This is a genomic window from Paenibacillus sp. J45TS6 (assembly GCF_018403285.1).
GTDB lineage: Bacteria > Bacillota > Bacilli > Paenibacillales > Paenibacillaceae > Paenibacillus.
Window position 1 is genome coordinate 87,550 of record NZ_BOSJ01000013.1, and the last position, 24,223, is coordinate 111,772.

Genomic DNA, 24,223 nt, shown 5'->3' on the forward strand with positions numbered 1-24,223 from the left:
CAATGATGTAGAGACATAACACTATGAATGTTCGACATCATTTACTCTGCAAACATTTGTTGTTGGATCGTCTATGACAATAAATCAGTTAAACAATCTACTACACATACGTACACGTATACGTATACGTGTACGTATGTGTAACTGTTTGTAAAATAAAAGAACCCGCCCCGTAGGACTGGCTCCACTTTAATCTTCTTCATATTTATAATTACTAAGTTCTTCAAGTAATTGCTTGAAACCCGATGGACTGAGTGTAACTGTACCGTGACCAAAAGCAAACGTATGATTTGATTTAGTGGATTCCCCCGTTACTATACAGGGTTCAAGGTTATCATACTTCTCTAGTATAATTCTCTCACCATCACTGTACACTTCAAACATTTGTTTTTCTCCCAAGTGAAGTTCATTACGAATCTTCTTAGGAAGTACAATTCTCCCTATATCATCAAGACTCCGAATATACTTTTTTTGCAAATGATCAACCCCTGCCCTTAGTCAGATTCTGTTTATGTTAGTTTTAATCTGATTGATTTTCTGCTTCAGCTCCTTCACCTCTTTTTCATCACCCTTGTCTTGAGCAGTATCTAAAGAGTTATTCAAATCTTTAATTTTTTGGCTACTTGATTCAAATTGACTCACTTTTTTTATCATTTTTGAGTCATCCCCTGCTAATTCTCGAGCTTCTTCAAGGAGTCCTGACCAAAGATAGGAAACTAACAGCTGACTTTTTCTTCTTTCTGCCAGTTCACTATCTGTTAAATCAATATCACTTGCTAGACTAATTACCGTATCGTATTTAGCCGTCATATAGGCAACCTCATAGTTAATTGGTGCATATGCTGGGAAACGTGACTGAAGCTCCTTTAGTTGCTTTATCTCTTTTTTCTCTATCATTTTCTTTACAACCATATCAATATCGGCCTGACTTGGATCCAACTGCAAAATCTTATGATACTGTCCTTCTTTTTCGTATAACTGAACTAATTGCTTCCTTTCTGTATCAGCTAAGTGTTCAAATCCCGCTGTCTCAAGTATGGTTATAGCAGCTTCATTTTCACCGTTTATTACCTTACGGTAAATATCAGCAACCTCATCTGAGCTTAGAACCGATTTCTCTTCTTTTTCAACCTGAGAATTGTTCAACGCTGAAGCATTTACATTTGGATCGGTAGGGGAGAGTATGTTCACTGTAAGTAGAACAGCAGCTACTCCGGCAGATCCTAAGAAAAAATATTTTGAATTGAAGAAACCTTGTTTTTCTTCATGATTGGCCTGCTTCTTTGGATTTGAATTTTCTTTAGATCGTAGACCAAGGTTTGGCTTCTCAACAAAATCAGATATAGTTGCAGCTGTTAATTTGCCGGCAGCTTTAGCTTTTTTAATCTCTCTACGTCTTTCAAAGAACTTCATTTGCTTTAAGCTCTCTTCATATTCAAGGCGGATCTCTTGCTGTCGTTCTATATTTACAATGGTCTCTTCCAAAACACGCTCGATTTCCTGGACTGAATCGGCTCTAAGAACCTGTTCAGCAAATCGAATAACCATATCCCTTTGGTCAATAAAGTCGGTCAGCCGAGGCTTACCTAAAACCCGGAAAAGCGTAGTTAAAGATAACAAGATCACCTCTTTGAGTCCATCAAGCGTTGGAGGAATATTGTAAAGACTATGACCACTAAATTCAAATACTAAAGCCTTTACTTTACTATCTGTTAGATCTACAAAAAGGTTATTTTTATCCCACAAGATTGCTGTATTATGATTGTTTTTAGCCAGTTCGATAAAAGAACGGAAATAATAAACTTGGTCTTCAAAATATAATTGACGCAAATAATAAAATGATTTCATATTCTCTAGATAATAAGTAAACACAAGCCTGTTAGTTACAAGCGTTATATCATGTGCAAACAGGTAGTGGCTGTAAACAGCCAGGGAAGTCCCTTTTTGTTTATATACCATTTCCAGTTCATCAAGGCTATCAAAGTCCGTGTAGGATAGCGGTATACTGTAGTGGACTTCATTACCAATGACTTCAATTTCACCATATTTATTAATGGTTGACTGCATTTAAACTCTCACTCCTTTCACTGTATTTTAAGATCATTTTTAAGTTTCTCTGCGTTGTAAGGGTCAACTTCCTCCTGATCCTTCTTTTCAAGGTCTGGTCCTCCTACAAAAAATCCATCTATGAGCTGAATTTGATTGTTGTTATTTTTAACAAAGTGTAATTTATATGTTTTAGGATCTCCACTTGAATTTTTGCCTGGTATTATATATGTCATAGGTATTATTAGTTCACTAACAGTGAGGTTTGGATAATAGACTTCCTTTGCTTCTTCTAGAAACAACTCAAAGCGTGAAGCACTTAGATCTAAATTATTTGCTTCGTTTCTTCTTGTCCCACTCTCTTGATAGATTCGTGAATCTTTATGAATAGAAATTGCGGATTTTATTTTCTCAGACATTTCTCTTTGTAAACCTTCTATATCTGACGTTGTGTGAGCTTTACGCCCATGAAATTCAGTAAGCACAGCAACGTATTGTTGTGCCATTTTCTTCGCCTGATCAATGTCCTCATTTTTAAATACCGCTTCTCTTTCAGGTTCTTCTATCTGCTTAGCCGGTTCCTGAACCTGTTTTTCGGCACCTAGTGGAACTGTAGATGGTGTGTTTTCTTCTTTGCCGCATCCTGACAAAACGATCATAAATGAAGCTGCCAATAAGATAAGTTTTTTCATCTATTAAACCCTCCTTTTATCTGCGTTTCATAACCATCATTTTAACTGCAGTCTTTGCACCTGAAGACACAGATCGAGCCGATCCGGTGCTAAATCCCCATTGTCCTAACAGTCCTGGAAGCGTCATCGAAAGAATAAAGAATGCTGAGCCTAGGAACAAATGATACGTATCCCCAAAATATTCAGGTGGTATAAGGAATTGATTTAGGCCGACTGCTATTGATATCAGCTGCAAAGCTAATGTGATAAACGCAATGATGAAGTTTTTAAGCCAGAAGTCAAAAAAGTTGTAAGTATCATTTATTTTAGTTGCAATTGCAATGGGGCCGGCTATGTATAAAACAGCCACAAAGGCCGTGCGATAAAATAGCTGTAACATTAAAACGATTAGCAGAACGCCAATAATTAAAATGACGACTATTGAAAATAAACCTGGGCCCATTAAAATATTACTGATCATATTGATAATCATATTGTCACTACTTATCGTATCAATTATTTCTTTCATCAATAGCTCCTGTGCATGTAAGATCCATTCAATAATTGAATCATACACAAACAAAAAGAATGCACTGACAACAAGAGATACTATCTTTTCGTTCCATACCGCTGCGCTGTCCTCCGCGTCAGCCATCCGTAAACTCACTATTTTTGCGGCATTAAAGGCAATGAATATCGCAAGTACGATCTTGGATAAAGCAAAGATTCCGTCTTTATATGCTTCATAGGATGGGTTACCGACTACATCTGTTGGAGAGATAATTGTCTTTTTCATCAGATCCTTGATAAAGTCCATAGCGGAAATCCCCGAATCTAAAGCTATCTTATATACGTGACAAGAAACATCAAACCGTCCGCAGCTTACTGTACGTTCATCGGGGTCATATTTCTTTATAAAATCTTTATAACTTTCCGGGGCGTTTTCAAAAAAAGATTCGTTTTCCTCGTAAAAATCTCCTTCGTCGGCAAAACTCAACGTTGGAAATACCGTTACTGCTAACGTTAAAAACAGGATCCAAGTTAACCATTTCGTTTTCACCGTCCTGACCTCCAAATAAAGAAAATTAGGAAAAGGACAACAAAAACAGCAACACTCCACCTTAATGTGATTTGATATCTTAGTTCTCTAAGTTCATCTTCTGTCATGTCCGTCTTGAATTCTAAATAAAAGTCTCGCTTCGCTTTTTCGACCGGCTTCTCATATATTTTGACTAAAAGCACGAAAAGCTTATCCAGGACAATAAGCGTCTTCTGAGAGAATTTTAGCAGCTTTGCCTTATGGCCAGGAGACAGCTTCATTCTACTCCCCTCGCCTTCGTCGCATTATCCAAAGCTTCTTTTGCTTCTCTTCTCAGTACATCATCACGGGTATCGCCTTGAAGTGAAATAATTACATCATCTGCTTTCCATATTCCATCCTCTTTCATCCATACGGAGTGAATAAAGAATGTCTGAATATAATCATCTGCCGGGCTAGTGGAGCCGCCCATTTCATACTGCATGCGAACAGTAGCATAAGACTCTGCCTGATCATCCCGATCCTTTACCTTTTTTGTAAATAGCTGTTTTACTTCAACATTTGAGAGTCCCGCATCTTCAGACATGTGTGTATCTTCATAATCCTTTTCCCGGTTATCTTGCCTTGCAAAACGCTCGGCTGCAGCAGCTGTTAAAAATTCCTGGTGTTTACCCTTTGCATATGCACGTACAAAGTCTTCAGAGCGCTGATTTAGTGTTTCAATATCTTGAAACTCTGCGATCGTTTGCCGTGCTTTATTCAGCTCTGTAAATAGTTTCAATCCCCAACCAAGTGATACTGCAAGGCTTATACCTAAGAGGAGCTTAATAAAACCTTTTTTCATTTGTATTCATCCTCTCTGCCGGTAGATTCATCAGCTTCACTGTGCAGATCAGACTCTTCCTTACGGCTTCCTATGTTTTGAAGGAAAGGCCAAGGATCTTCTCTTGTACCGTATATATCGCCTGTTTGTATCTCAAAGTGCAGATGGGGGCCGGTCACTCGTCCAGTTTTCCCGCATGTTCCTATCTGCTCACCCTTAATTACATTGTGGTTAAGCCGGACAGATACAGCGGTTAAATGCCCGTATAAGGTAAAGCGATTTCCGTGATTTATGATGATGTGATGCCCATAGTTGCCACCGCCTGATTTCACGGCCACTGCGATCGTGCCGCTGTCTACAGCATAGATCGGATCCCCAATACTACACGCAAGGTCCGTCCCTTGATGCATAGTAGAGGGCTTCCCCGTTAAGGGATGTGTCCGCATGCCATAGGATGATGTCACGATTAAAGGAGGAGCAGTAGGGTAGGCATAGTCTCCAGATGCTATCTGATCGCAGTTTGCCGATAACCCACCAAATGAGTTTACGATACGTGTCACAGTAGGTATCCAGTGTGTATTGAGGTTATTAGGGTCGTTCTTTGCACCGACTGGGGCATATTTATTTCCGATTTGCTCTATTGTTACGAGTCCTTGTGATATATATAGACGCTGTAAATTTGCCGCCATAAACTGTATACCTTCATCCAAGCTTGCAAAGGTCATAAGACCTTTTCCGTCCGCTCTCATGAGGCCGCCAGGGTTGTTCTTATTTACTACGGCAGGAGATTTTCCGTACGTGGTTTCATGCATAGCGATGGACATGAGCAGTACCGGATCAATGCCGCTAGTTGTAGCAGATTCAATAAATACATTTTGTTTCCCCGTAAATACTCCAAGATCGGCAAATTTACTATCGATATATTCCATGTTAAGTTCTCCAGGGGTACAGAGCAGCGGTCCAGATCCTCCAGGGCCTGATCCACCGCTATTGTCATCTACAATAGCGTTCATAATCGCAGCTATTATGGCTACTATCCCGGCTAGAAGAAAAAATACTGCGATATAGTACCTAGCCTTATAAATCAGCGCTTCTTTCAGCAGCTCCTTCATTACCCAATCACTTCGCTCAGCGGCTTTCGCTCAAACCATAGCTGCTTCTCAACATCAGTAAGCACAACTTGCAGTCTGATTTTTTTAGAACCTACAAAGTAGAGACCCTTTCCTGCTTCTTCTTCTTTTCGTCCTTCAACGACGGTAATAGCGGTCTTTTCTTCTTCACTAAACTGCATATTCATTTCCCGCTCCAAGAAATCCACTTCCGTATCCGCCATAGGCAGATAAAACCGCTGCGTTGCTTGGTTGATAACAGCTTCCCCGTAGTTACGCTGCTCATCTTTAGCCGATAAAAAGTCTTTAATAGACTGACTAGCAGGGGTAATACCGCAGTTAAAAGAGCGCAGCATTTTCATTGCTGTGTACAGATATTCCATAGCAAGCGGTACCTTCGGATCGGCAATAATGTGGGCTTCATCGATATATAGCTGTGACTCTGACTTATCGCCGTTAACGACCTCGTACTGAATGTGAGACAAAAGCAAAAAGTAAACGACACGCTGCAGTTTAGGTTTGTGCTGTAGCTCTAAAATATCAAAATCACAAAGCGGGTTTTTGATATCCACATTTGTGTGTCCATTAAGAATTTTTGCGAAAAGTCCTTCAGCGTACGCATACAAAATGGTATGGAAATCAGTGATTTTGCTGAACTCTTCTTCGCCGCTATCTTTTTTCTCTGCAAGGAAATCGTATAGGTCTTTCATGATGGGAAAATCAGTGTTCTTGAGCTTACCGATGTCCGTTTTCTCGTTGATATTAAATTTCTTGTACAGCTCGATCAGGTATTTAGATAAGATGTCTTCTTGCAAGTCATTCATATCTGGATACATGAGCTTAAACATCGTTAATAAGGTGCTGATCTTAGCAAGCAGCGGGTTTCCTTCCGACAATCCTTGCCTTTCCATCTCTTGCTGAGCTTCTGCGCTAATCACTGGTATATCAAACGGGTTGATTATACTGCCACCATTAAAACTGAACTTCACCCATTCGCCGCCAAGACTTTTGTAAATCGCTCCGAATTCACCTTTTGGGTCAATCGTCCGTATGATGCTACCAAGCATCCATTTGCGCATCATATTAGCAAAGAGCGTACTTGTTTTACCGGTTCCGCTCATTCCGATTAAAAACTCATGTTTATTGTGGAGCTTCGTATCATCTACGATCACAACATTTCCGGTAGTGATATTACGCCCCTTAATGATCCCGTGTTGATCAAAGATTTCGTTCTCATGAAAAGGAAAAAAGAAGCTTACTGCTTCCGCATTCATCGGCCGGTAGGTTAGGTCGTAGACCTTATTGTGACCAATAGGTAAAAAGCTATCGAATGCATCTTTTAGCTTCATCATTGGCGTTACAGTCTTAGCAAACGGACCAACTACAGACTTTACGAGCTGGGTTAACCTCTCTAGCTGCTTTAGATCGGCTGCTACAATATGAATCAGCATTTGGAACATATACATTCGCTCGTTCTTGTAGCTCAGCTGATTCAGTGTCATCCGGGCGCTATCAATCTGCGCTTCCGCTTCCGCTTTTCCAGCATCGTTTACATACTTAGAATCTGCCTTTTGTCTGTTCTGCCTAATACTTTCAGATAGCTGCTTTCTTACTTCCCCTGAATCGTATTCGGTTAAAAACTGGACAACGCTGATATTCTCGCTTAGGTCGTTTAGGTTCATGATGTGCTCTTGGTTCAAAATAGCGCTATACTCGGCTGCTACCAGAGTGCGGGTAAAGTTAGCTCCAGAGCGCACAAAGGATTCTTCCTCTTCAATAGAATCAGGTGACAACAAATTCAGTATATTTTCACTAAAGCCAATGTAAGAAGACTCGAGCGTTTCTCTTTTCTTTTTGGAGAAGATACCCATGAAGTTGCTCTCCTTTTTTTACATGATATGATTCGCTTTCATCTGCTTCCAGCTTCCGCTCATTTCTTCATATGTCCGCTCACCCACCGTAAGAGGCGAGAAGAGCGCTGTTTTAAAGCTGAAATTGACCTGAGCATTTTCATAGTCGATGCATGCAAACATGAGATGAAACAGTTCCTCATTGTCTAAAATTTTTGTTTTCATTTCATAGCGTCCACCAAGCATATTCTCAATTTGAGAGCTTACAATCTTAACGTCTCTTTCAAGTTCACTAAGCACTTTCTTTCGGTTTGCATTCGTAAATGGACGTGCCAATATAACGTACCTATTTCTTGAAACCATATTTTTACTCTTCTGTATATCATCGATATAATTCAGGTAACTCTTAGTAAGGATCGCCTTCGCATGAGATTCTTCTTTCGCTGTTTTCTCCTCGATATAACTGCCGTAATTCGTAAGGTTAATGGGCTGGGCAATTTGGCTGACCTGAAGAGGTAACATACTCCTTGGTAAATCATTCAAAAAGGTCTCATAGGCTTGAAAGATCTTTGTTTTTTCCTTTTTATTAAGCAGCGATAAGTTCACACTTGAAACACGGATCACCTTTACGAACCGGTTATCAGTCGTTTCATAGCACTCGGAGTAGATATTTTTTATGCCCAGCTGTTCACGTATATCTTTGACCGCATTCTTTTTTTGTTTACTGCTCATCAGATCACCTTTCATATAGACAAATATTTTTTGTCTTTTATTGAACTGAATTCTCCAAATCACCCGGTGAGTAAAGAAGTTTATGTTTTTACGGTCTGGATGGTGGATCGTCAGAATCAGTAAAAATGTACCCCAAGGTGACAAGCAAATGAGAAGTAGTTGTGCACTAAACGAGTAACCTAACTGAGTGAGATACCAGAGGGCTAAAATTCCAATAGCCATCAGCGGCAATGAGATAAGTAAATCCCGGTACTTGATTAAGGAGAGAATATACTTCTTGGTATCTACATTGAGAGGAAGTTCAATTTTCCCTTCCTCCCTCAGACGGTCCCTGCGTTCTACCGCTGACTGATTATCAAACATCATAAAATCAGCCCCTTAGCCTCCAAGATTGGTTTGGAAATAGTCAACAACCTGTTTTGCCAGTAAGAAAGCAACCAGTCCAGTTACGCAAGTGATCAGTCCTTTTTTAAATCTTGGCTGATTCTCTTCTCCGCCGAACGCTGCCAGCAAACCACATACGAGAATACCAATAGAAAAAAGCGTAATGAACGTCTTAGTGATATCACCAAACAGTGTATTGAATAACCCTTGCAAAGACTCAAACATCCACCATTCCTCCCTTATCATTTGCAATTTCCCTTCTAATAGGAATTTTACTAGACTTCTTCTAACAGTGATATTAGTCAAACCTCCCATGAGAAACTAGCACAATATTACCAATTACTTCCTTATTTTGAATCTGATTAGACTTTTTTTGATTAATTCGGGGATAAAAATAAGAGATCACCTTTTACAAAAGGTGATCCCTTATGTCGATATATTACTGATTATCTGCTCTGCTACTAAATTCAAATAAAATCGGTATGTTCTATTAGTGCTTTTTGCCTTGTTTTTAAGTTCACTTTTCACATTTTCACTCAGAATCAAATTCAAATGAGCCTTTACGCTTATTACATAAGCGTAAGTTTTTATTTCCTCATTCAATATATAATGGGAAAAAAGAGAGCTCACTGTCATCGCGTTTTTCTCACAGTAAGATATAATCTTATCTTTTGTTGCTTTATCAATTGTAATCTCAATATGACTTTTGGACTTCATCTCTTCCTCTAGCTCATCTTGTTCCAGCCTAAATTTATCGCGGTTATTCAGGAAATAGTCTGAAATAAGTAGCCCAAAGAACACACGCCTTGAATATCCGTGTCTATCAATATCTTCTATTTTTGTTTGTACCTGCTCACTGATCGTGGTCGCTGTAGAAACAGTCGTAGTAATGTCACTTGCCAGCGAATCGATGAATCTTTTATCATACACATTCTTTAATATCTCAACTAATGCCAAGGAGATTATATTTCGTTTACTTGTTCCCATCTTATTAGCAGCTAAAGAAATGATCATACCTGCATCCTTATTCAGTGCTAGATTCAGTTTAGGACTAGCCAAGTTATCCCCCCTTAGTTTAATTGGAAAATATTGTTTATTTATCTAAGATATCATCCAGCTCATTCGTAATCAAACAAGTTTTTCCTATAATTACATTGTTGTTTATATCAATAGGTATGTACACATGATCAGTTGCAATATTAATGATGGGTAAATAAAAATATAAAACCAAGAAGGTTTTTTCGGTGAATTTTTAATTAGCAGTAGATTTCTCAGTACTCCTGTGATGTGCTCCGCATACTCTTTTTTATTTCACCTGAATTATGGCTGAAAGGACGTTTCTACGCTCACAAACATGCGAAGTAAGGGATAATTTCCTAATCTTAATTTGTTATATTTATGATAAACTGTAGGTTATATGGAGGTGTAAATATGATTCAACAACATGTGCCTCATTATTTTCTTAATCAAGTTGTATCTGAATTAGGAGAACCGTGTGAAGCGATATATAACGAATTAAAAGAAGGAAATATACGAGAGTTTCTTAAAGACATTATCTCGACAGAATTCACGCCTGCCAATACAAAAGAAATACGGCGTGGTACTAATAAATTAGCTCAAGCTACAAAGAAGAGATGGTACAAATCTTTAGCAGATAGTGTTAAGAAAACAAAAAAATCAAAAAAAACGGAAATATTAAAAGAGATTGCATTACTTGAATCTTTAATTGATATGTATGGTTTCTCTGAATTTAAGAAGCTGCATAACGTAGAAACCATGGATGAATTAATTAAGAAAAGATTAGATGAAGTTGCGAAATGGTGTAGTGATAAGGAATCGAGGCTTATGGATTACAAATACATAAGAGATAAAACTCCTACACAAATAAAGAAAGCACTTCGGTATGATGCGATTATTGCAATTGCTGATGTCCTAATAAAAAACTTTGATGGAAATCTAAATAAAATCATTATCGACCAGCCTTTAAAATATGCTGATCACCCGGTTGGAAATACAAGTCTAACCAAGATGAAATTAACGGATAAGAGCGTTCTCATCGATAATAAACTGCATTACATTAGTGAATATCGTCCTGGCGAAGATTATTCTCTTCATACATTAGTAAGCCAAGAACTTCTTAGCGAAGAGAAGATACTAAGGTCTGTAGATAATACAGATTTAGAGATTTTTCGCTCCGTAATATCCCTACGGGACAATAAACAGTTTTTTGAGAACCGAAAAGTGTATGTTACGATTGGCGACTTAGTTAGAGCAACCTATGGATCCGATAACAAAAAAAACTATAATGCTGTTAAAGAACGACTTATGAAGATGGCTAACGTAACTTTCAATGTCATTGAGCCGAATAGGACATTAGTGTTTGGTATATTTGATCGCTTGGATATTCAGCCACTTGGTAATGGTGAAATTGCAGAGATCACGATTAATGAAGAAATTCATCAGAACTATGTAAAAGGGCAGGTAATACGAGCTTATAGCGATAGACTCGCTTCATTTCAAAATAAAGCTTCTCAGACACTAATTTTCCCTTTACAAAAAGAGCGTTTCCTTTGTTACTTTAGACAGACGGGATACTCTGCAACCTTTGATTACACTTACTTCATTCATAAGGTGCAATTCCGGAGTAAACGAAAAGATGTAAACCTAGCCCTGATAGAGCAATGTTTACAGGACTTTGTCACCCAAAAGGTAACCGTAGAGTCTTATGAACGTAAACGAGATTCATTTCTCATCAATTTCTTCCCTGTGGAAACCTATGAAGTAGAAGACTTACTAGGGAACCAGCAATTAACTCATTTTATTGAAGAAGTTCCCGAACAAATTAATTTAAAGTAAATATAGACGTTTCATGAAGAGAGCTAGCTTGTAATGGCTCTCTTTTTTCTCTTCCAATTTTCCGCTCTTTTTTATCATCCTCTAGACAGCATAATACTAACCCAATTTTAAATACATAAATTTAATGATTTAAAGGTAAAAAATTCAGCCAATTTTCCGCTCTTTTATAAAAACTAGGCCAAATCTCCGCTCCTTTTAAAAACTCAGCCAATTTTCCGCTCTTTTTTCTTCATTTCGATACTTTTTGCTATATATATTAAAATATTTTACGAAATTCTCATTTATAACATGAGCCAAAAAGGACTATAAAAATAAAAAACTCTTCCAAAGTTCCGCTCTTTTTATTATTTTACGCTACTTTCTAGTGATCTTGAGTCTATTTGAGTCTATTTTTAATAGTGCTTCTCATTTTTTCAGCCAATTTTCCGCTCTTTTTTTTCTAAAAAAATTTTAATTAAGATTTATAGTACAAAGAACCCTTGATACTCAAGGGTTCTTTGTAAATTCAGCCAAATCTCCGCTACTTATGTACATATCAAATCTCTATATACTTCAAGGGATTTCAGTTTTTTGAGCCAAATTTCCGCTCTTTTCTCATCTATTTACCGACTAAATCTGCAATGATATAATAACTTCTAGGTTAAGAAATCGACCAATTATTTCCTTTTACATAATTAAGTACTTTATAAAAATACATTAAACTTCAATATAGTGAATGATATAAAGATATTCGTCAGTGTATTGTCTCAAAAAGCGATTAATTTCGAATTTTCGCTGAATCCAATGCTGAATGTTTGAAACAATTTCTACCAAAAGAAAAGAACCCAACCTTTTAAAGTCTAAAAGTGTCGAGTTTGGCGACCTGCACTTATAAGACTTGGAGAGAAAAGTCGGGATCTTGGTTTTGCTTTATGAAACTGTGACTCAATTATATCACGGGTTGAATAAAAGAGAAAGCCGAGGCCCTTAATTTTTCTATGCCTTTTTGGGTTGGATTAAGGAGAGGCTATTTATGAAACACCACCCTGATTTATTCGATGCAAGAACCCTTCAAAATGATACTCGTCTTCTCTTTAAACTCAAACTACTCCTAGGAACAGTTTGTGCGTATGGAGGCGAAATCCCTCTTTCCAAATCAGAACTCGCTAAAAGAATGAAAACATCCGGATACCGGATCAATGTTCTCCTCCAAAAATTAGTTTGTGAAGGTATTGTTCATTCTGATGACAATGGCAAACTATTCTTTAATAAATTTATTTTTATTCAAGAGAAGGAGTCTACTAATAAAGAAGACTTATACTCCAAAAATTTCAACTTCTTCAATTCCGATGAATTTCTAAGTGAAGAACGCAATGTGCAGCGTCTTGTTCTGCATTATGTGGGTAAAGAGCTAGTTTATATCCCTGGGAATTTCAGATGGGGTTATATTAGTGATCTTTATGGTCCTTTAGGACTGTTAAATATACGTACTAGAAAAGAAGCTTTACGCATTTTAGAGAAAGCTTCCAAATACTTAAAAATGAAAATCTATAAAGATAACTTTCAAGTACTAAGCGTTCATCAGGAATGGTTAGATATGGGTGAAGTATATTCTGAAGGTGCTGAGCTGTGGGTTTTAAAACAGCTTAAAAAGCATCGTTTTTGCTGTGACTTTCTATCTCGTAAAGCAGTATGGCAAATAGCTAAAGTAATGGAAGATTACTATGCAAAATTTGGCTATGAGTATGCAACAGAAATTTTTGATACGGCTCTTTTCAATATTCAAAAAGACAAAATGCGTTCTCATCATTTTTTCAAGATGATTTATAAGGAAGAAAATGAGTTCACCGTGAATGAAGAGAAAAATGAACTGGATGAAATAAGTGCTTACTTTCGGGCCGTTATGGAATCGGCCGAAATCAATTATGCAGTACAATTATCCATTGATTTAGAAGGAATCAACAATAAGAAAAAAGCAGCTGAAAGTAATCTATTTGAAGATGGTAAACTTTCACAAAAGAACAATGAAATTGTGGAAGAAGCTAGCAAGCAGCGTGAAAGCATTATCAGTAGACTTAATCATATTCACTATTGCTGGTTAAGTAGAGTTCATCAAGATCCTGAGTGGTTTATACAGAATTACTACCGAATTAAATCTCTTCCAGCGCCTATCTTAGAAATAAAACAAGAGATTGAAAGACTGATAGCGGCTAAAAATAAAAAAGACCGACGTTATGCTATATAGTTTTTAAAATCTTATCTAAGTAGGCTTTTTTCCTGTGTCTTTTTCTAGCTTCCTTGTTAAAAGCACACATACATTACGCAGTGGGATTCTACTACATAGAAGCGACTGCTTTTTGGTGTGTCGTTTTTTACTATCGCTATCCTACTTTATATGTTTAGCAAGCTTAAGAGTAGCATCCAGAAGGGGAGGATACGATCTACTAGTAATTATTCTATCCAGTAAAAGGATTTTTTAATCATAATGTTGTGGATAAGTATTTTTATATCGTGGCTATTTTAATTTTGTTTGTTCATTACTACTTCTTATACTGTTTACTACTAGATTATGATTATGAATAATCTGTTCATTCTTAGGGAATAAGCTTATTTCTATGTGTAAGCTTCTAATAGGGGAGTGTTTAAACAAAGTATCTTTCTTTTTCTCAATCTTCGGAATCGTAGGAACCCAGTCGTACCAAGGGTTTTTTAGCAATTTTTTATGCTCTAAAAAGGTATTAACTAAATGTTTTGACTTATGATATTAAAGAAAGGTTTTAAGAAATGATTTTAAGAAATGGTGTTGTAGAATAGCTTTAATGATGCTTATCTCCACCTATAAAATATATATTTCAAAGGGATTTGAATATGAAAGGCATAAAAGAGAGTCATGACTGAATCATATAGACTGAAGTTGCTTTTGGTGTAATCAGAGCATAACTAAACTCATAATCGTACGTAGTCCACTAGAAATATAGTTTGGTTTAGAACAGATCAACCGTAAAGATCGGTAGAAACTTGAGAAGTGCTCTAGAAAGAGAAAGAAAAGCGTGGAAGCAAATATTTGATCTAGATAGTAAGTTATATAGAAAGCTTATAAGATATGCCGAGTAGAAAGTGACTACCCTTAAAGATATCAGAATTATGATTAACACTATAAGGTATAGATGACTAATACAAATAACAATAGGCATTAGTATTTTATATGAATGATAAAAAAACAAAAAACCTCTTCTCAGAGGTCACCATTAAGCTTTTTGAGAAATTTTCTTAATATTCTTATAACGACGAAATGCAAGTAAGAGTGAGGTTAGAGTACACATGATTGATACAAAAAAATCTTGAGCTTTAATTAGGTCTTCAATCAGCGAATAGGTTCCAAGGAAGAACAAAGTTAATATCATGATGTCATCAAATGTAGGTTTCATATTTAAAAATTTCTTGAACGACCAATTAATAATTAAGCTACTAATGATACCAAAGCCAATTACCCAATAGAAAAACATCGATACACCTCCAAAATTAAACCAAATATTCGGCTGATTGAAATATTACATAATTTTTTGAATTGCCACTCTCATAAATATCATCCCAATAAAAATCTTTCTCAATCTCATCAATTAGATTCCTATCTGTTGTGTAGTAATGTTCTTCAGGCATAAGAACAATAGCTATAAGGTTTTCGTTGAATAGTTTCAATAATGGTCTGATAAATTTCTCGCCTGAATTAATGGCTTTGATTTCATTTAATATAATAAAGAACGAATCGTGCGCTAAAAGCTGAGGAGAGTCATCATAATTTACAAATTCAGATAGTTTAATGAATAGTTGATCTTGAGATGAAGAAATAATCGTAATTTCTAGAGACATATTCAGCAGATTATAACTGATTAGAGATGTTGGATCGACTGACTTCACTTTATTTGTAAAATCTTCTTTTGATTTGTAGACACGTTGAATATTCATAAGATGGCAACCTCTTTCTTATCATTCTCTTTACTATAACCTGAACCTTGGTAATTCTATAGATGTAAATAACCCTCTACATATCTATCTAAATTACTAGAATAGTTAACTTAGAATGTGAAGATGATACCAATGATAGGACTGTAAACTTGCTGCTACATATTTAACTGAAGGATATAGGTATTTAAAAATTACATTTCTCTGACGAGAACGTATAAATAGATTTAGAAAAAGTGGCATTTAAAAATATATCCCTTTATCTACTAGGATCAATTCAAACCCGCTCTATAGCTGTTAGAATGCCTTAGGATAATCTAATCGTAGAATTAGATACTTAACTAATACCGATAGCGGAAACAGATGTTCTAAACAAGCTTCAATTTTGCTTCAGAGGTTCTATTTTTTAAACGCATAGTTTTATTGCAAAAGCTCTACGCTGAATTTCATTATAAATATGCTCCTGAGTATTCGTAAAAACCGGTAAGAGAAAGTGTCTCTCTAACCGGTTGAAATTAATCACTTATTTATATGCGGTAGCTCATTGAGCAGTAATCTATAAGATGTCGAAAGATGCTTCATTTATCTCCCATCGATCGTTATTATCTATAAAATCTAAAATAAGAAGTGTTGGAGGAGACTCAGATTCGCCATCTAAGTATACATAATTTTCTACTATGTATACTGTGTATGTATTATCTTTACTATCATAATCATAGAAATGAAAACGGAAACTATCCAACGTTTTATCTTTAAAAAAGATTTCATAATAATCATCTATTAATATTTCGTTATCTTTTTCAACGATCATGTCTTCGGGTAACAATTTACGGAGTTTGTCTTTATCTTCTGTTATTTGTGCTTGAATAAAATCCAATGAAATTTTACTTATAGAAGAAATATCTTCTTTCTCTTTGTTAAGATTCTTTATATGTATATTAAGTTGGTTTATTTCCTGATTTAATTCTTTTATATTCTCTTCTTTCTCATTTATTTTCTCGTTTATTTCCTTACTTATTTCTTCAGTGAAATTTAATTTTCTTTCTTCTAACCGACTATCATATAAGTCGGATTTTTGAGAACATGCTGTAAGTAGTGTCAAACTGCAAATAGCTAATAACAATAATTTCTTCACGATTTTCCCCCAATATTTAATTCACTCATAACACACTAATTGATGAGTTAGTCGCAGAATTGCTTATTCAACAAACATATCCAGTGAGCTTAAGTATTCTACATTAAATATATAGAGAGTGCAAGGATGGAGTTCAAGTAATCGCAATTCAATAAATGTTAATAACACTACAAGTTTTGTCCTAAGTCAACGACTAGAACAAGACCAGACTTGTAGTAATACAAAAACTATTTTGTTGATATCCACTCTATAGTCTAATTTTGTTTTTAAAACCGAAAAATATCTTAAGATATATGAAAAAAGATAGTTTTAACGTAACGATTCCAATTGAGTACTAGTTGTTTCTTGTTTTTGATTCTTCCCGGTATCCTTGTCTTTCTGTAAATCTTTTTGTTTAACTGGATCTAAAGCTTTGTTTAGAGTTCTCTCTTTTTCTCTATAGTGATCCATCTCCTTCTGATACGTTTTCGGATTTTTTGAATATGATTGATTACTGTTACTAATCTTTCCTTTTGAGGAATATCGATTTTTTAGCAAATAGTTTCTCTATCTTGTCTACCTCTTCTGAGTACTTTTTATATAAAAGCGAACTATTTTCAAGTTTAGTTTTAAGTGAGTCAATTTTGCTTTTTGTTTCTGCTAGATGCAGTACATACCTTCTGGGTTCAAGTTTTAAATAATACATGGCAAGTAAGATTTCTTTTTTCTTTGTATTACTGATATTACTGTTAAGTTTAACCTCAACGAGATAAAGCTTTTTGAGTTCTTCCTTATTGTTGTCAGGATCTTTATTTAGTTTCTCTTTTAGTGAATTCAGATATGTTTTGCTGCTACGAGGGTTTTTAACGAAAACCGTCCAGATCCCATTCCTAGATCTGGACGGAATGAAGTAAATCTTGTCAGATGTTTGTTCATTTTGGTTTAATTTTTCTTCCTCGTATTTCTGCAGTTTACTTCTCTGCCTATAAACAAGTTCCTCAATAACTTCGATGACCTGATCAATACTTAATCATGGTATGATTAAGATTTAAATGAATCTCTTGCATCCAACACAGTACCCTCCTTACGAAACAAGAGTAGTTAATCTTTGTTCCTATATTTAGTAGGGGTGTTTTTTGAAATGAAATCAGAGAATATTTTAAATAATTCTTCGCGCTGTTTTATAGTTAAATGTTCAATTCCAAAATACTTCTCTGCTAAAGCACCGGTCTGTATTAAACGATTTGCTCTTTGTTTTCTTTCTTTTTCAGAGCTTAGCTTCATTAATCGGTGTTGTCTCTCTTTTAGCTGCTGGATTTTTAGATCTATGTCTGTTATGGGTGTCTTCTTTGTTTCATCATGACTCATCCTAAGCACTCGTTGAACCTGCTTGGCTATAGATACTTTCGTCAGTCAAATCCTCCTTTAAACCTTTATTATTTCCTCCCATGTTCCTAAATGCGTTTTTAGCTTCAGATTGAAACTGATCTATCAATTTTTTTGCCTGCTCTATATCCTCTACTTCCCATGAATCCATTACATATTCCCCGATCTCCTTTTGGGCCTGCTCTATGATCTTCTTCTGTTTTTCTCTTAGTTCCTTGATTTGTTCTTCTAGTTTTTGTACTTGTCCTAACTTACTTTTCTTCGCCATTTTCATTTCCTCCTCATGAATAACAATCGATTTATTGATCCCTATTTTACTGGTAAATAAGAAGGAAGTTTACTAATAAATGGTAATTTGTGATACGATAGGTCACAAGAGCGAAGCGAGAGTGCCCATTTATACCCCTGCGATGCAGGGAATGGGACTCGCCTTCTGCTCGATCTCATTCACTAACCGTGAATGACTTTCCCTTAGGAAAGTAAATTTACCTAACGGCAAATAACCCGCAGGGGCTTTTGGAAGGTGGTGAAGACATGGGTTACTTTTACTTTAGCTCACAGATCTTAAACCGAGCGAGTCATTCCGCTGTCGCGGCCGCAGCTTATCGCAGCGGAGAGACGCTCTATTCAGAGCGCGATGGATTGACTAAAAACTATGGTGAAAGAATTGTCCAGCCGCAGTGCTTTATTTTAAAACCAAAGCATGCTCCTGATTGGGTTATGGACCGGGAACGTCTATGGAACGAAGTTGAGAAAATTGAGAAACAAAAGAATGCACAAATGGTTAGGGAGATTCGCTTAGCCCTTCCTACTGTGTTAAGTGAGGAAGATCAGAAGGAGTTGCTTCTCGAATTTTGTAAAAAGAATTTTTCAGATGAAGGTATGGTAGCAGATATTGCAATTCATAGAGACAAAGAAAAGAATCCTCATGCCCATGTCATGCTTACTATGCGTCCTTTTAATGAAGATGGTTCTTGGGGGAACAAGCGTAAAAAGATTAACCAGGAAGTCAGTGGGGTGATCAAAAAGGTAAGTGTTCACCTTACAGATTGGAATGAGAAAGAAACGTTATCTCGCTGGCGTAAAAATTATGCAGAAATAATTAATGAGAAGCTGAACATACGCGGTATAGATGATCAGGTTTCTCATGAGAGTTATAAGAAGCAGGGCCTTGATCGGATTCCGGAGATAAGGCTAGAGAGAACAGCTTATCGTTATGAAATGCAGTTAAAAGATAAAGCAGCTAGGAACAAAACTCTATATGAACCTGCCACTTTTTACGGGAAAATTAATGAAGAAATAAGGCAGCTGAATGCACAACTCGGTAAACTGAGTGATGATAGAAGGAAACAAGTTATCTCGATTTCTGAGTACCAAAACGAAAAAACACTTAAAGAGCAAATCAAGCTGGTTCGCACAAGCAGACAGCTTAGTGTAGAAGAAAAATCAGCTTTACAGATGGTTGCCCAAAGATCTAAAAGCTATGTAGACTTCCGAATCGCTAAGCATATTAAAGATGAAATTGAACAAGGAAGCTGGAAGAAAAAAATTGAAAGTGATAGAGTGAAAATCCTTTCAGAAAAAAATCTCCTCAGTAAAGCGTATAAAGCGTTTCAGGAAGATCCAAAACAGGTACTGAAATTTGGTTTCACACCTACTCATTTTTTAGCTCAGATGAAAAATAAAGTTACTAGCATAAAAGTAATGGAACAAAAAAATAGTGAAGATCTTAGGAAATACAGCTTACTGCTTGATAAATCTGTAAAAGCATTAGAGGTGCAGAGAGAACTCACGGAAAAAGAATTTTTAGTTTTATATCAAGTGAATTATAAGATTCCAGTAGATGAGATGTACCATGCAGTTCAGTATTTTAAGGATACTAGTCAGGTTTTAAACAAAGAAGAGATATCTAAGTATGCCAAGTCTAAGGGAAATGAGATTCATAAGAATGTACCTTCTCTTTCTGATCAAACTAAAAATATCTCAAAGAGTATTTTCATTTTAGATCGCGCAATTCAAAAACAAAGAAAAGTAATCTTAAACTCTTTACAAGAACAAAAGTATGATCTTGTTTATGAGGCTAATAAAAAAGTAGAGCAGTATAAACTCCAAAGAGAGAGACACGAAAAAGACCTAGCTGGTAATGTTGGGCTGATTAAAGTGGAGTTACAAAGTCATTATTCGGATTCCCTTGAATCAATTAAAAATGCTGAATTGATATTGCAGCTTAAAGATCGTCATGAGAAGGGACTTAGTACAGGAAGAGTTGATCAAGATTTGCATCTTATTATCAGTAAATTTGAAAAGGAAAATGCGAATACTTCAGATCAAACCTTAACACCAGAGAAGCAAATAGAAAAAGCATATTCGCAACATATTGTTTCTGGATTACTTCAAGTTTTAGATCAGGTAGAGCGGGCAAACAAAAACAAAAAACGAGGAAAAGATCCTACGGAGAAAAAGCAACGCAGAAGATATAGAGGTCAGCATTTGGATCATTAAGGGGGAAATATGGTATTTAAGAAAAAAGCATGGAAACCCATTTTTGTAAGTATTCTTTTAAGCCTAATATTTTCATATCTGCTCATGGTTGGCTTTTATTTCATTGGTCCAGGGGGGGATATTACAGAACTCATATTAGATCCATCTACCGTTATTCCATTTAGCTATACGCAGGAAAATTTGAAAGTGATATTCTCTTTTACACCGTTCATTATCTTAGGTGCGCTGCTTTACAGTATGAAGACGTCAATTTTAGTTCCAAAACTTATTGATGCCAGTGATTTTGGACTCCACGGGACATCGAAGTGGGGACAGCCATCTGATGTTATTAATGGAAAAACCTTTTCAAAAAGAAATTCATATCAGAGTGATCCAATGAGTGCGTTTAAGATGGAACCGGGAATTATTTTGGGTAAAGTCCCCAGTAAAAAAGAACTTATTATCATGCCCAAAGGGACCAATGTTGATAATCGTAACGTCCTTGTAATTGGTTCATCCGGTTCAGGGAAAGGGCAAGCGTATGTGTTTCCTAACATGCTAAATCATATAGATGAAACCATTATAGTAACAGACCCTAAAGGGGAAATTTATGAAGCTACCCATCAGCTCAAACGAGATCAAGGGTATAACGTATATCAAATCGATTTCGTAAACTTTTCTGAAGATGTAGGCTATAATCCGCTGGATTATGTAGAAGATGACGAGGATGCACGTGCCGTGGCAAATACGATCGCATCGAATGCGGTTGATGATGGTAAACGGGATTTTTGGAGTGAATCTGCTATCGCATATTTTGCAGCAATCATTCTGTACATCAAAACAGAATATGGTACTGAGGCAACAATGACTCATGTAGTGCATTTCACAGCGAAAGCTGGGAAGAACGAAGAATTCCTTGAACAGTTACTTGAAAATTTGCCAAAAGACCATCCAGCATATGACATGTTTACGCTTGCTAATATGAGCGCTGGGAATACCAGAACCGGGATAATGTCAACCTTGGCACAGCAGATCGGAATCTTTGCCATGCATAAGATAGCTAAATTTACAGCAAAAAGTGCATTTAACTTTAGGGATCTACAGCAGCAGAAGACGATTCTCTATATCAAAGTACGTATGAAGAGTAATCCATTTAAGCAGCTTACGGCTATTTTTATGGAACAGCTTATCGACACATTTTATAATATCGCAGACGAAAACCATTCACGGCTTCCGATTGATTCTATTTTTTTACTAGATGAATTTGCAAACATTGGGAGAATCAATGGGTATCCAAATATTCTGGCCACTTGCCGCGGACTCGGGATGTCATTGCACACTGTTATTCAAGATATTGGGCAATTAGAAGATAAACGCATGTATGGTCCAGACATGGCACGTTCTATTATTAACAACCATGACACTACGCTGTTTCTTCGCACCAAGGATACAAAGACTGCTAAGTATTTTAGTGATGTTGCGGGGGAGACAACGATTAAACATAGACAGAGAAGTACTTCATTTGGAGAAAAAAATGCATCGAAAAGTGTGTCAGAACAGTATGTAAAGCGGCCACTCATTACGCAAGGGGAGCTACTCAATGTAAATCCTGCAATATGCTATCTATTCGTTAATGGATATTTCCCTTTAAAACTAGAGAAATCTTATCAGTTTAAAATATACGGCGAATTCTTATTTGGTAAGGATCGTAGGCCAAGTTATGAGCAGTTTTACAGAGAAAAATTCCTGAAAATATTTGGTAAGAGTCATAAGAAGGCAGATAAAGAAATTTCAGTAGCTTATACAGCTCAGAATACAATTACAGAGAAATTACAAGAAGATGGTTATGACCAAGAATTAGAGGCTCAAATGATGGCTCTAGAAGCTGAAATGGAAGTCCCACAAGAAGAAGAGCAGCATTATGTAGAAGAACTGAATGAGGGCGAGGAAATCTCAGAAGAAGAATTAAGCATGCTTTTAGGAAATGTTTCTGCAGAACCAGAGTTCAGGAATACGGAGGATCTTTGGAATGAAAATACCACTTCTGAACTGGATACTGACAGTGATGAAGAAGTTCAGGCTGCTTTTCGGGAGCTAGAAGAAGCACTAAGCAAAATTGATGATAGTGATCCTGATGCAGATGCATTAATGGATGTACTTAACGAGCTAACAGTAGAAACAGCTCCAGATCAAAAAGATAATGGAGAAGGAAAAGAGCTTAAAAATACAGATGATGAAGATGATCTACCTATGTAATGAAAGGAGAGACACCGATGAAATGCATCTGTTTCTTATAACAGAGAATTTTGAATATAAGTACCACAGATAAAAGTATGAATCATAACAGAGAGGGGAAGCAGCATGTACTATCAATATTATGAGATCGTTGGTAGCGAAAAACCTATATATCTGGCTAAACCGGCTGGGTATCTAACCTATGAAGAAATTCCAAATGAAGATCTGCTGACCTATGAAGAAATCGCCTATCTCGAAAAAATAGAAAACGGGGTTAAATTATACGAACCTCTATACCTGAAAGAGGGTGAATAAAGTGCCTTTTCCTAAGTCTAAAGAGTATGAAGCGAAGATGGCTGAGATACAAAAACAAGTGGACCAAGCCATAGATCGAATATTTAAAAATAATGAATTTCAGCATTTTCTAGAAGTAGCCTCTAAATTTCCGAAATATAGCTTAAATAACGTAGTGATGATATATTCTCAAAAACCCGATGCTACTATGGTGCAGGGATATAGAAGCTGGGAGGAGATGGGCAGACAGGTCCAGAAGGGGGAATCGGCTATTAAAATTTTTGCTCCTACATTTACGAAAATGGAGGTGACTAAAATAGATCCGGTTTCGCAGCGTCCGCAGCTTGATAACAAGGGAAAAGAGATTACGGAAAAGGTAGAGAAGATTACTGGTTTTAAGGGTGTGAATGTGTTTGACGTGAGCCAAACAAAGGGCAAGGAAATTGTTAATGTCCGGCAGTTCATTCGTGATGATATTAAAGACAGTAATGGAGCAGCTAAAATGTACCTTCAGCTTTCAGAGCACCTTGGTAAGAAAATGGATATAAGGGAAATGGCCGATGATTTTAAAGAAAATCCTAACGCTCGAGGTTATTATGACCGCTCGAACCATGCAATTCGGATTAACCCTGCTATCCCTAATTCAACATTGAAATTCAAAACATTAGTTCATGAGTATGCGCATTCGCAGCTTCACCGAATGGACAGCCCGTTAAAAGACCTACCAAGGGGACATAAGGAAGCACAGGCAGAAGCTACAGCGTTTATGGTTACAAAGTATTACGGTCTTGATACGGAGGCATATAGCGCCGGTTACATTGCAACATGGACCAAGGATATGAAGCTAGCAAAACAAGCACTTGGGGAGATACAGAAAACAGCAAATAATATCATCAGGGAGATCGACCATCTGGATAGAGAACATATTCAAGAAGTCATAAAAAAGCAAACTCTTGGAAGATCTATTTCACCTGGACAACCAAATCCTAATATAGATGCTGCTAGAGAAGTGGCTGTAACACGCTTAGATAAAAGTGAAGAACAGCACTTAAAAGAGCAAGACAAATCCAGTACAGCAGAAAGCGAGAAGACGAGACCAGAATTAGAACGATAACTAAGGTGAAATTAGAATCAAAAAGACAACTCATGCATTTTATGAGTTGTCTTTTTCATTAATATCAACCGTAAATATTGACCGGATTTTTTTGTTTTTATTGTGATTACTAATTCATTGTTTATATTGAATTAGTCTTTGCGCCTC

21 protein-coding genes are annotated in these 24,223 nt (G+C 36.5%); 6 read left to right on the plus strand and 15 right to left on the minus strand.

Annotated features, from left to right (window positions below):
• Window positions 1-189: 189 nt before the first annotated feature.
• From KJS58_RS18000 to KJS58_RS18050, 11 genes are all read right to left on the minus strand, one after another.
• A complete protein-coding gene (locus KJS58_RS18000; protein WP_213534521.1) occupies window positions 190-477 on the minus strand; it encodes an AbrB/MazE/SpoVT family DNA-binding domain-containing protein in 288 nt (95 codons plus the stop codon).
• 21 nt (window positions 478-498) lie between these two features.
• Window positions 499-2,067, minus strand: a complete 1,569-nt coding sequence (locus KJS58_RS18005; RefSeq protein WP_213534523.1) for a hypothetical protein — start codon at window positions 2,065-2,067, stop codon at window positions 499-501.
• A 17-nt stretch (window positions 2,068-2,084) separates the two neighbouring features.
• Complete coding sequence (locus KJS58_RS18010; RefSeq protein WP_213534525.1) at window positions 2,085-2,738, minus strand: hypothetical protein; 654 nt, start codon at window positions 2,736-2,738, stop codon at window positions 2,085-2,087.
• Between the two features lie 16 nt (window positions 2,739-2,754).
• On the minus strand, window positions 2,755-3,777 hold the full coding sequence (locus KJS58_RS18015) for a conjugal transfer protein TrbL family protein (protein ID WP_213534527.1): 1,023 nt from the start codon (window positions 3,775-3,777) through the stop codon (window positions 2,755-2,757).
• Window positions 3,774-4,037: a hypothetical protein gene (locus KJS58_RS18020; protein WP_213534529.1), complete on the minus strand. Its 264-nt coding sequence runs from the start codon at window positions 4,035-4,037 to the stop codon at window positions 3,774-3,776. The genes KJS58_RS18015 and KJS58_RS18020 overlap by 4 nt, the downstream gene beginning before the upstream one ends.
• A complete protein-coding gene (locus KJS58_RS18025) occupies window positions 4,034-4,600 on the minus strand; it encodes a hypothetical protein (RefSeq protein WP_213534531.1) in 567 nt (188 codons plus the stop codon). The genes KJS58_RS18020 and KJS58_RS18025 overlap by 4 nt, the downstream gene beginning before the upstream one ends.
• On the minus strand, window positions 4,597-5,691 hold the full coding sequence (locus KJS58_RS18030) for a peptidoglycan DD-metalloendopeptidase family protein (protein ID WP_213534533.1): 1,095 nt from the start codon (window positions 5,689-5,691) through the stop codon (window positions 4,597-4,599). Before KJS58_RS18030 ends, KJS58_RS18025 begins: the two co-directional genes overlap by 4 nt.
• The gene (locus tag KJS58_RS18035; RefSeq protein ID WP_213534535.1) at window positions 5,691-7,559 is read right to left on the minus strand and encodes a VirB4 family type IV secretion system protein; all 1,869 of its coding nucleotides are present in this window, start codon (window positions 7,557-7,559) and stop codon (window positions 5,691-5,693) included. Before KJS58_RS18035 ends, KJS58_RS18030 begins: the two co-directional genes overlap by 1 nt.
• 18 nt (window positions 7,560-7,577) lie before the next feature.
• Complete coding sequence (locus KJS58_RS18040; protein ID WP_213534537.1) at window positions 7,578-8,636, minus strand: hypothetical protein; 1,059 nt, start codon at window positions 8,634-8,636, stop codon at window positions 7,578-7,580.
• Between the two features lie 12 nt (window positions 8,637-8,648).
• Complete coding sequence (locus tag KJS58_RS18045; RefSeq protein WP_191803643.1) at window positions 8,649-8,879, minus strand: hypothetical protein; 231 nt, start codon at window positions 8,877-8,879, stop codon at window positions 8,649-8,651.
• 201 nt (window positions 8,880-9,080) lie between these two features.
• Window positions 9,081-9,713, minus strand: coding sequence for a hypothetical protein (locus tag KJS58_RS18050; protein WP_213534538.1), 633 nt, complete (start codon window positions 9,711-9,713; stop codon window positions 9,081-9,083).
• A 372-nt stretch (window positions 9,714-10,085) separates the two neighbouring features.
• On the opposite strand from KJS58_RS18050, the gene KJS58_RS18055 reads away from it, so the two are divergent.
• Together KJS58_RS18055 and KJS58_RS18060 are read left to right on the plus strand one after the other, a co-directional pair.
• Complete coding sequence (locus KJS58_RS18055; protein WP_191803594.1) at window positions 10,086-11,510, plus strand: hypothetical protein; 1,425 nt, start codon at window positions 10,086-10,088, stop codon at window positions 11,508-11,510.
• 1,012 nt (window positions 11,511-12,522) lie between these two features.
• The gene (locus KJS58_RS18060; RefSeq protein ID WP_213534541.1) at window positions 12,523-13,734 is read left to right on the plus strand and encodes a hypothetical protein; all 1,212 of its coding nucleotides are present in this window, start codon (window positions 12,523-12,525) and stop codon (window positions 13,732-13,734) included.
• Window positions 13,735-15,011: 1,277 nt separating this feature from the next.
• Here the strand turns inward: KJS58_RS18060 and KJS58_RS18065 are convergent.
• The 4 genes from KJS58_RS18065 to KJS58_RS18080 form a co-directional block, all read right to left on the minus strand.
• Window positions 15,012-15,455, minus strand: a complete 444-nt coding sequence (locus KJS58_RS18065; protein ID WP_213534542.1) for a hypothetical protein — start codon at window positions 15,453-15,455, stop codon at window positions 15,012-15,014.
• A 553-nt stretch (window positions 15,456-16,008) separates the two neighbouring features.
• On the minus strand, window positions 16,009-16,587 hold the full coding sequence (locus KJS58_RS18070; protein WP_213534544.1) for a hypothetical protein: 579 nt from the start codon (window positions 16,585-16,587) through the stop codon (window positions 16,009-16,011).
• 1,080 nt (window positions 16,588-17,667) lie between these two features.
• On the minus strand, window positions 17,668-17,934 hold the full coding sequence (locus tag KJS58_RS18075) for a hypothetical protein (RefSeq protein WP_160036877.1): 267 nt from the start codon (window positions 17,932-17,934) through the stop codon (window positions 17,668-17,670).
• A gap of 1 nt (window position 17,935) precedes the next feature.
• Entirely contained in the window at window positions 17,936-18,220 is a 285-nt protein-coding gene (locus KJS58_RS18080) for a hypothetical protein (RefSeq protein WP_213534546.1), read from the minus strand.
• Window positions 18,221-18,486: 266 nt separating this feature from the next.
• On the opposite strand from KJS58_RS18080, the gene mobQ reads away from it, so the two are divergent.
• The 4 genes from mobQ to KJS58_RS18100 all read left to right on the plus strand — a co-directional run bounded on the left by mobQ (window position 18,487) and on the right by KJS58_RS18100 (window position 24,076).
• Complete coding sequence (gene mobQ, locus KJS58_RS18085) at window positions 18,487-20,454, plus strand: MobQ family relaxase (RefSeq protein ID WP_213534548.1); 1,968 nt, start codon at window positions 18,487-18,489, stop codon at window positions 20,452-20,454.
• Between the two features lie 9 nt (window positions 20,455-20,463).
• A complete protein-coding gene (locus KJS58_RS18090; protein ID WP_213534550.1) occupies window positions 20,464-22,689 on the plus strand; it encodes a VirD4-like conjugal transfer protein, CD1115 family in 2,226 nt (741 codons plus the stop codon).
• Window positions 22,690-22,794: 105 nt separating this feature from the next.
• Window positions 22,795-22,983 carry a hypothetical protein gene (locus KJS58_RS18095; RefSeq protein ID WP_160036882.1) on the plus strand — a complete coding sequence of 63 codons (189 nt, stop codon included), beginning with the start codon at window positions 22,795-22,797 and terminating at the stop codon, window positions 22,981-22,983.
• A gap of 1 nt (window position 22,984) precedes the next feature.
• Entirely contained in the window at window positions 22,985-24,076 is a 1,092-nt protein-coding gene (locus KJS58_RS18100) for an ArdC family protein (RefSeq protein ID WP_213534552.1), read from the plus strand.
• Window positions 24,077-24,223: the final 147 nt, after the last annotated feature.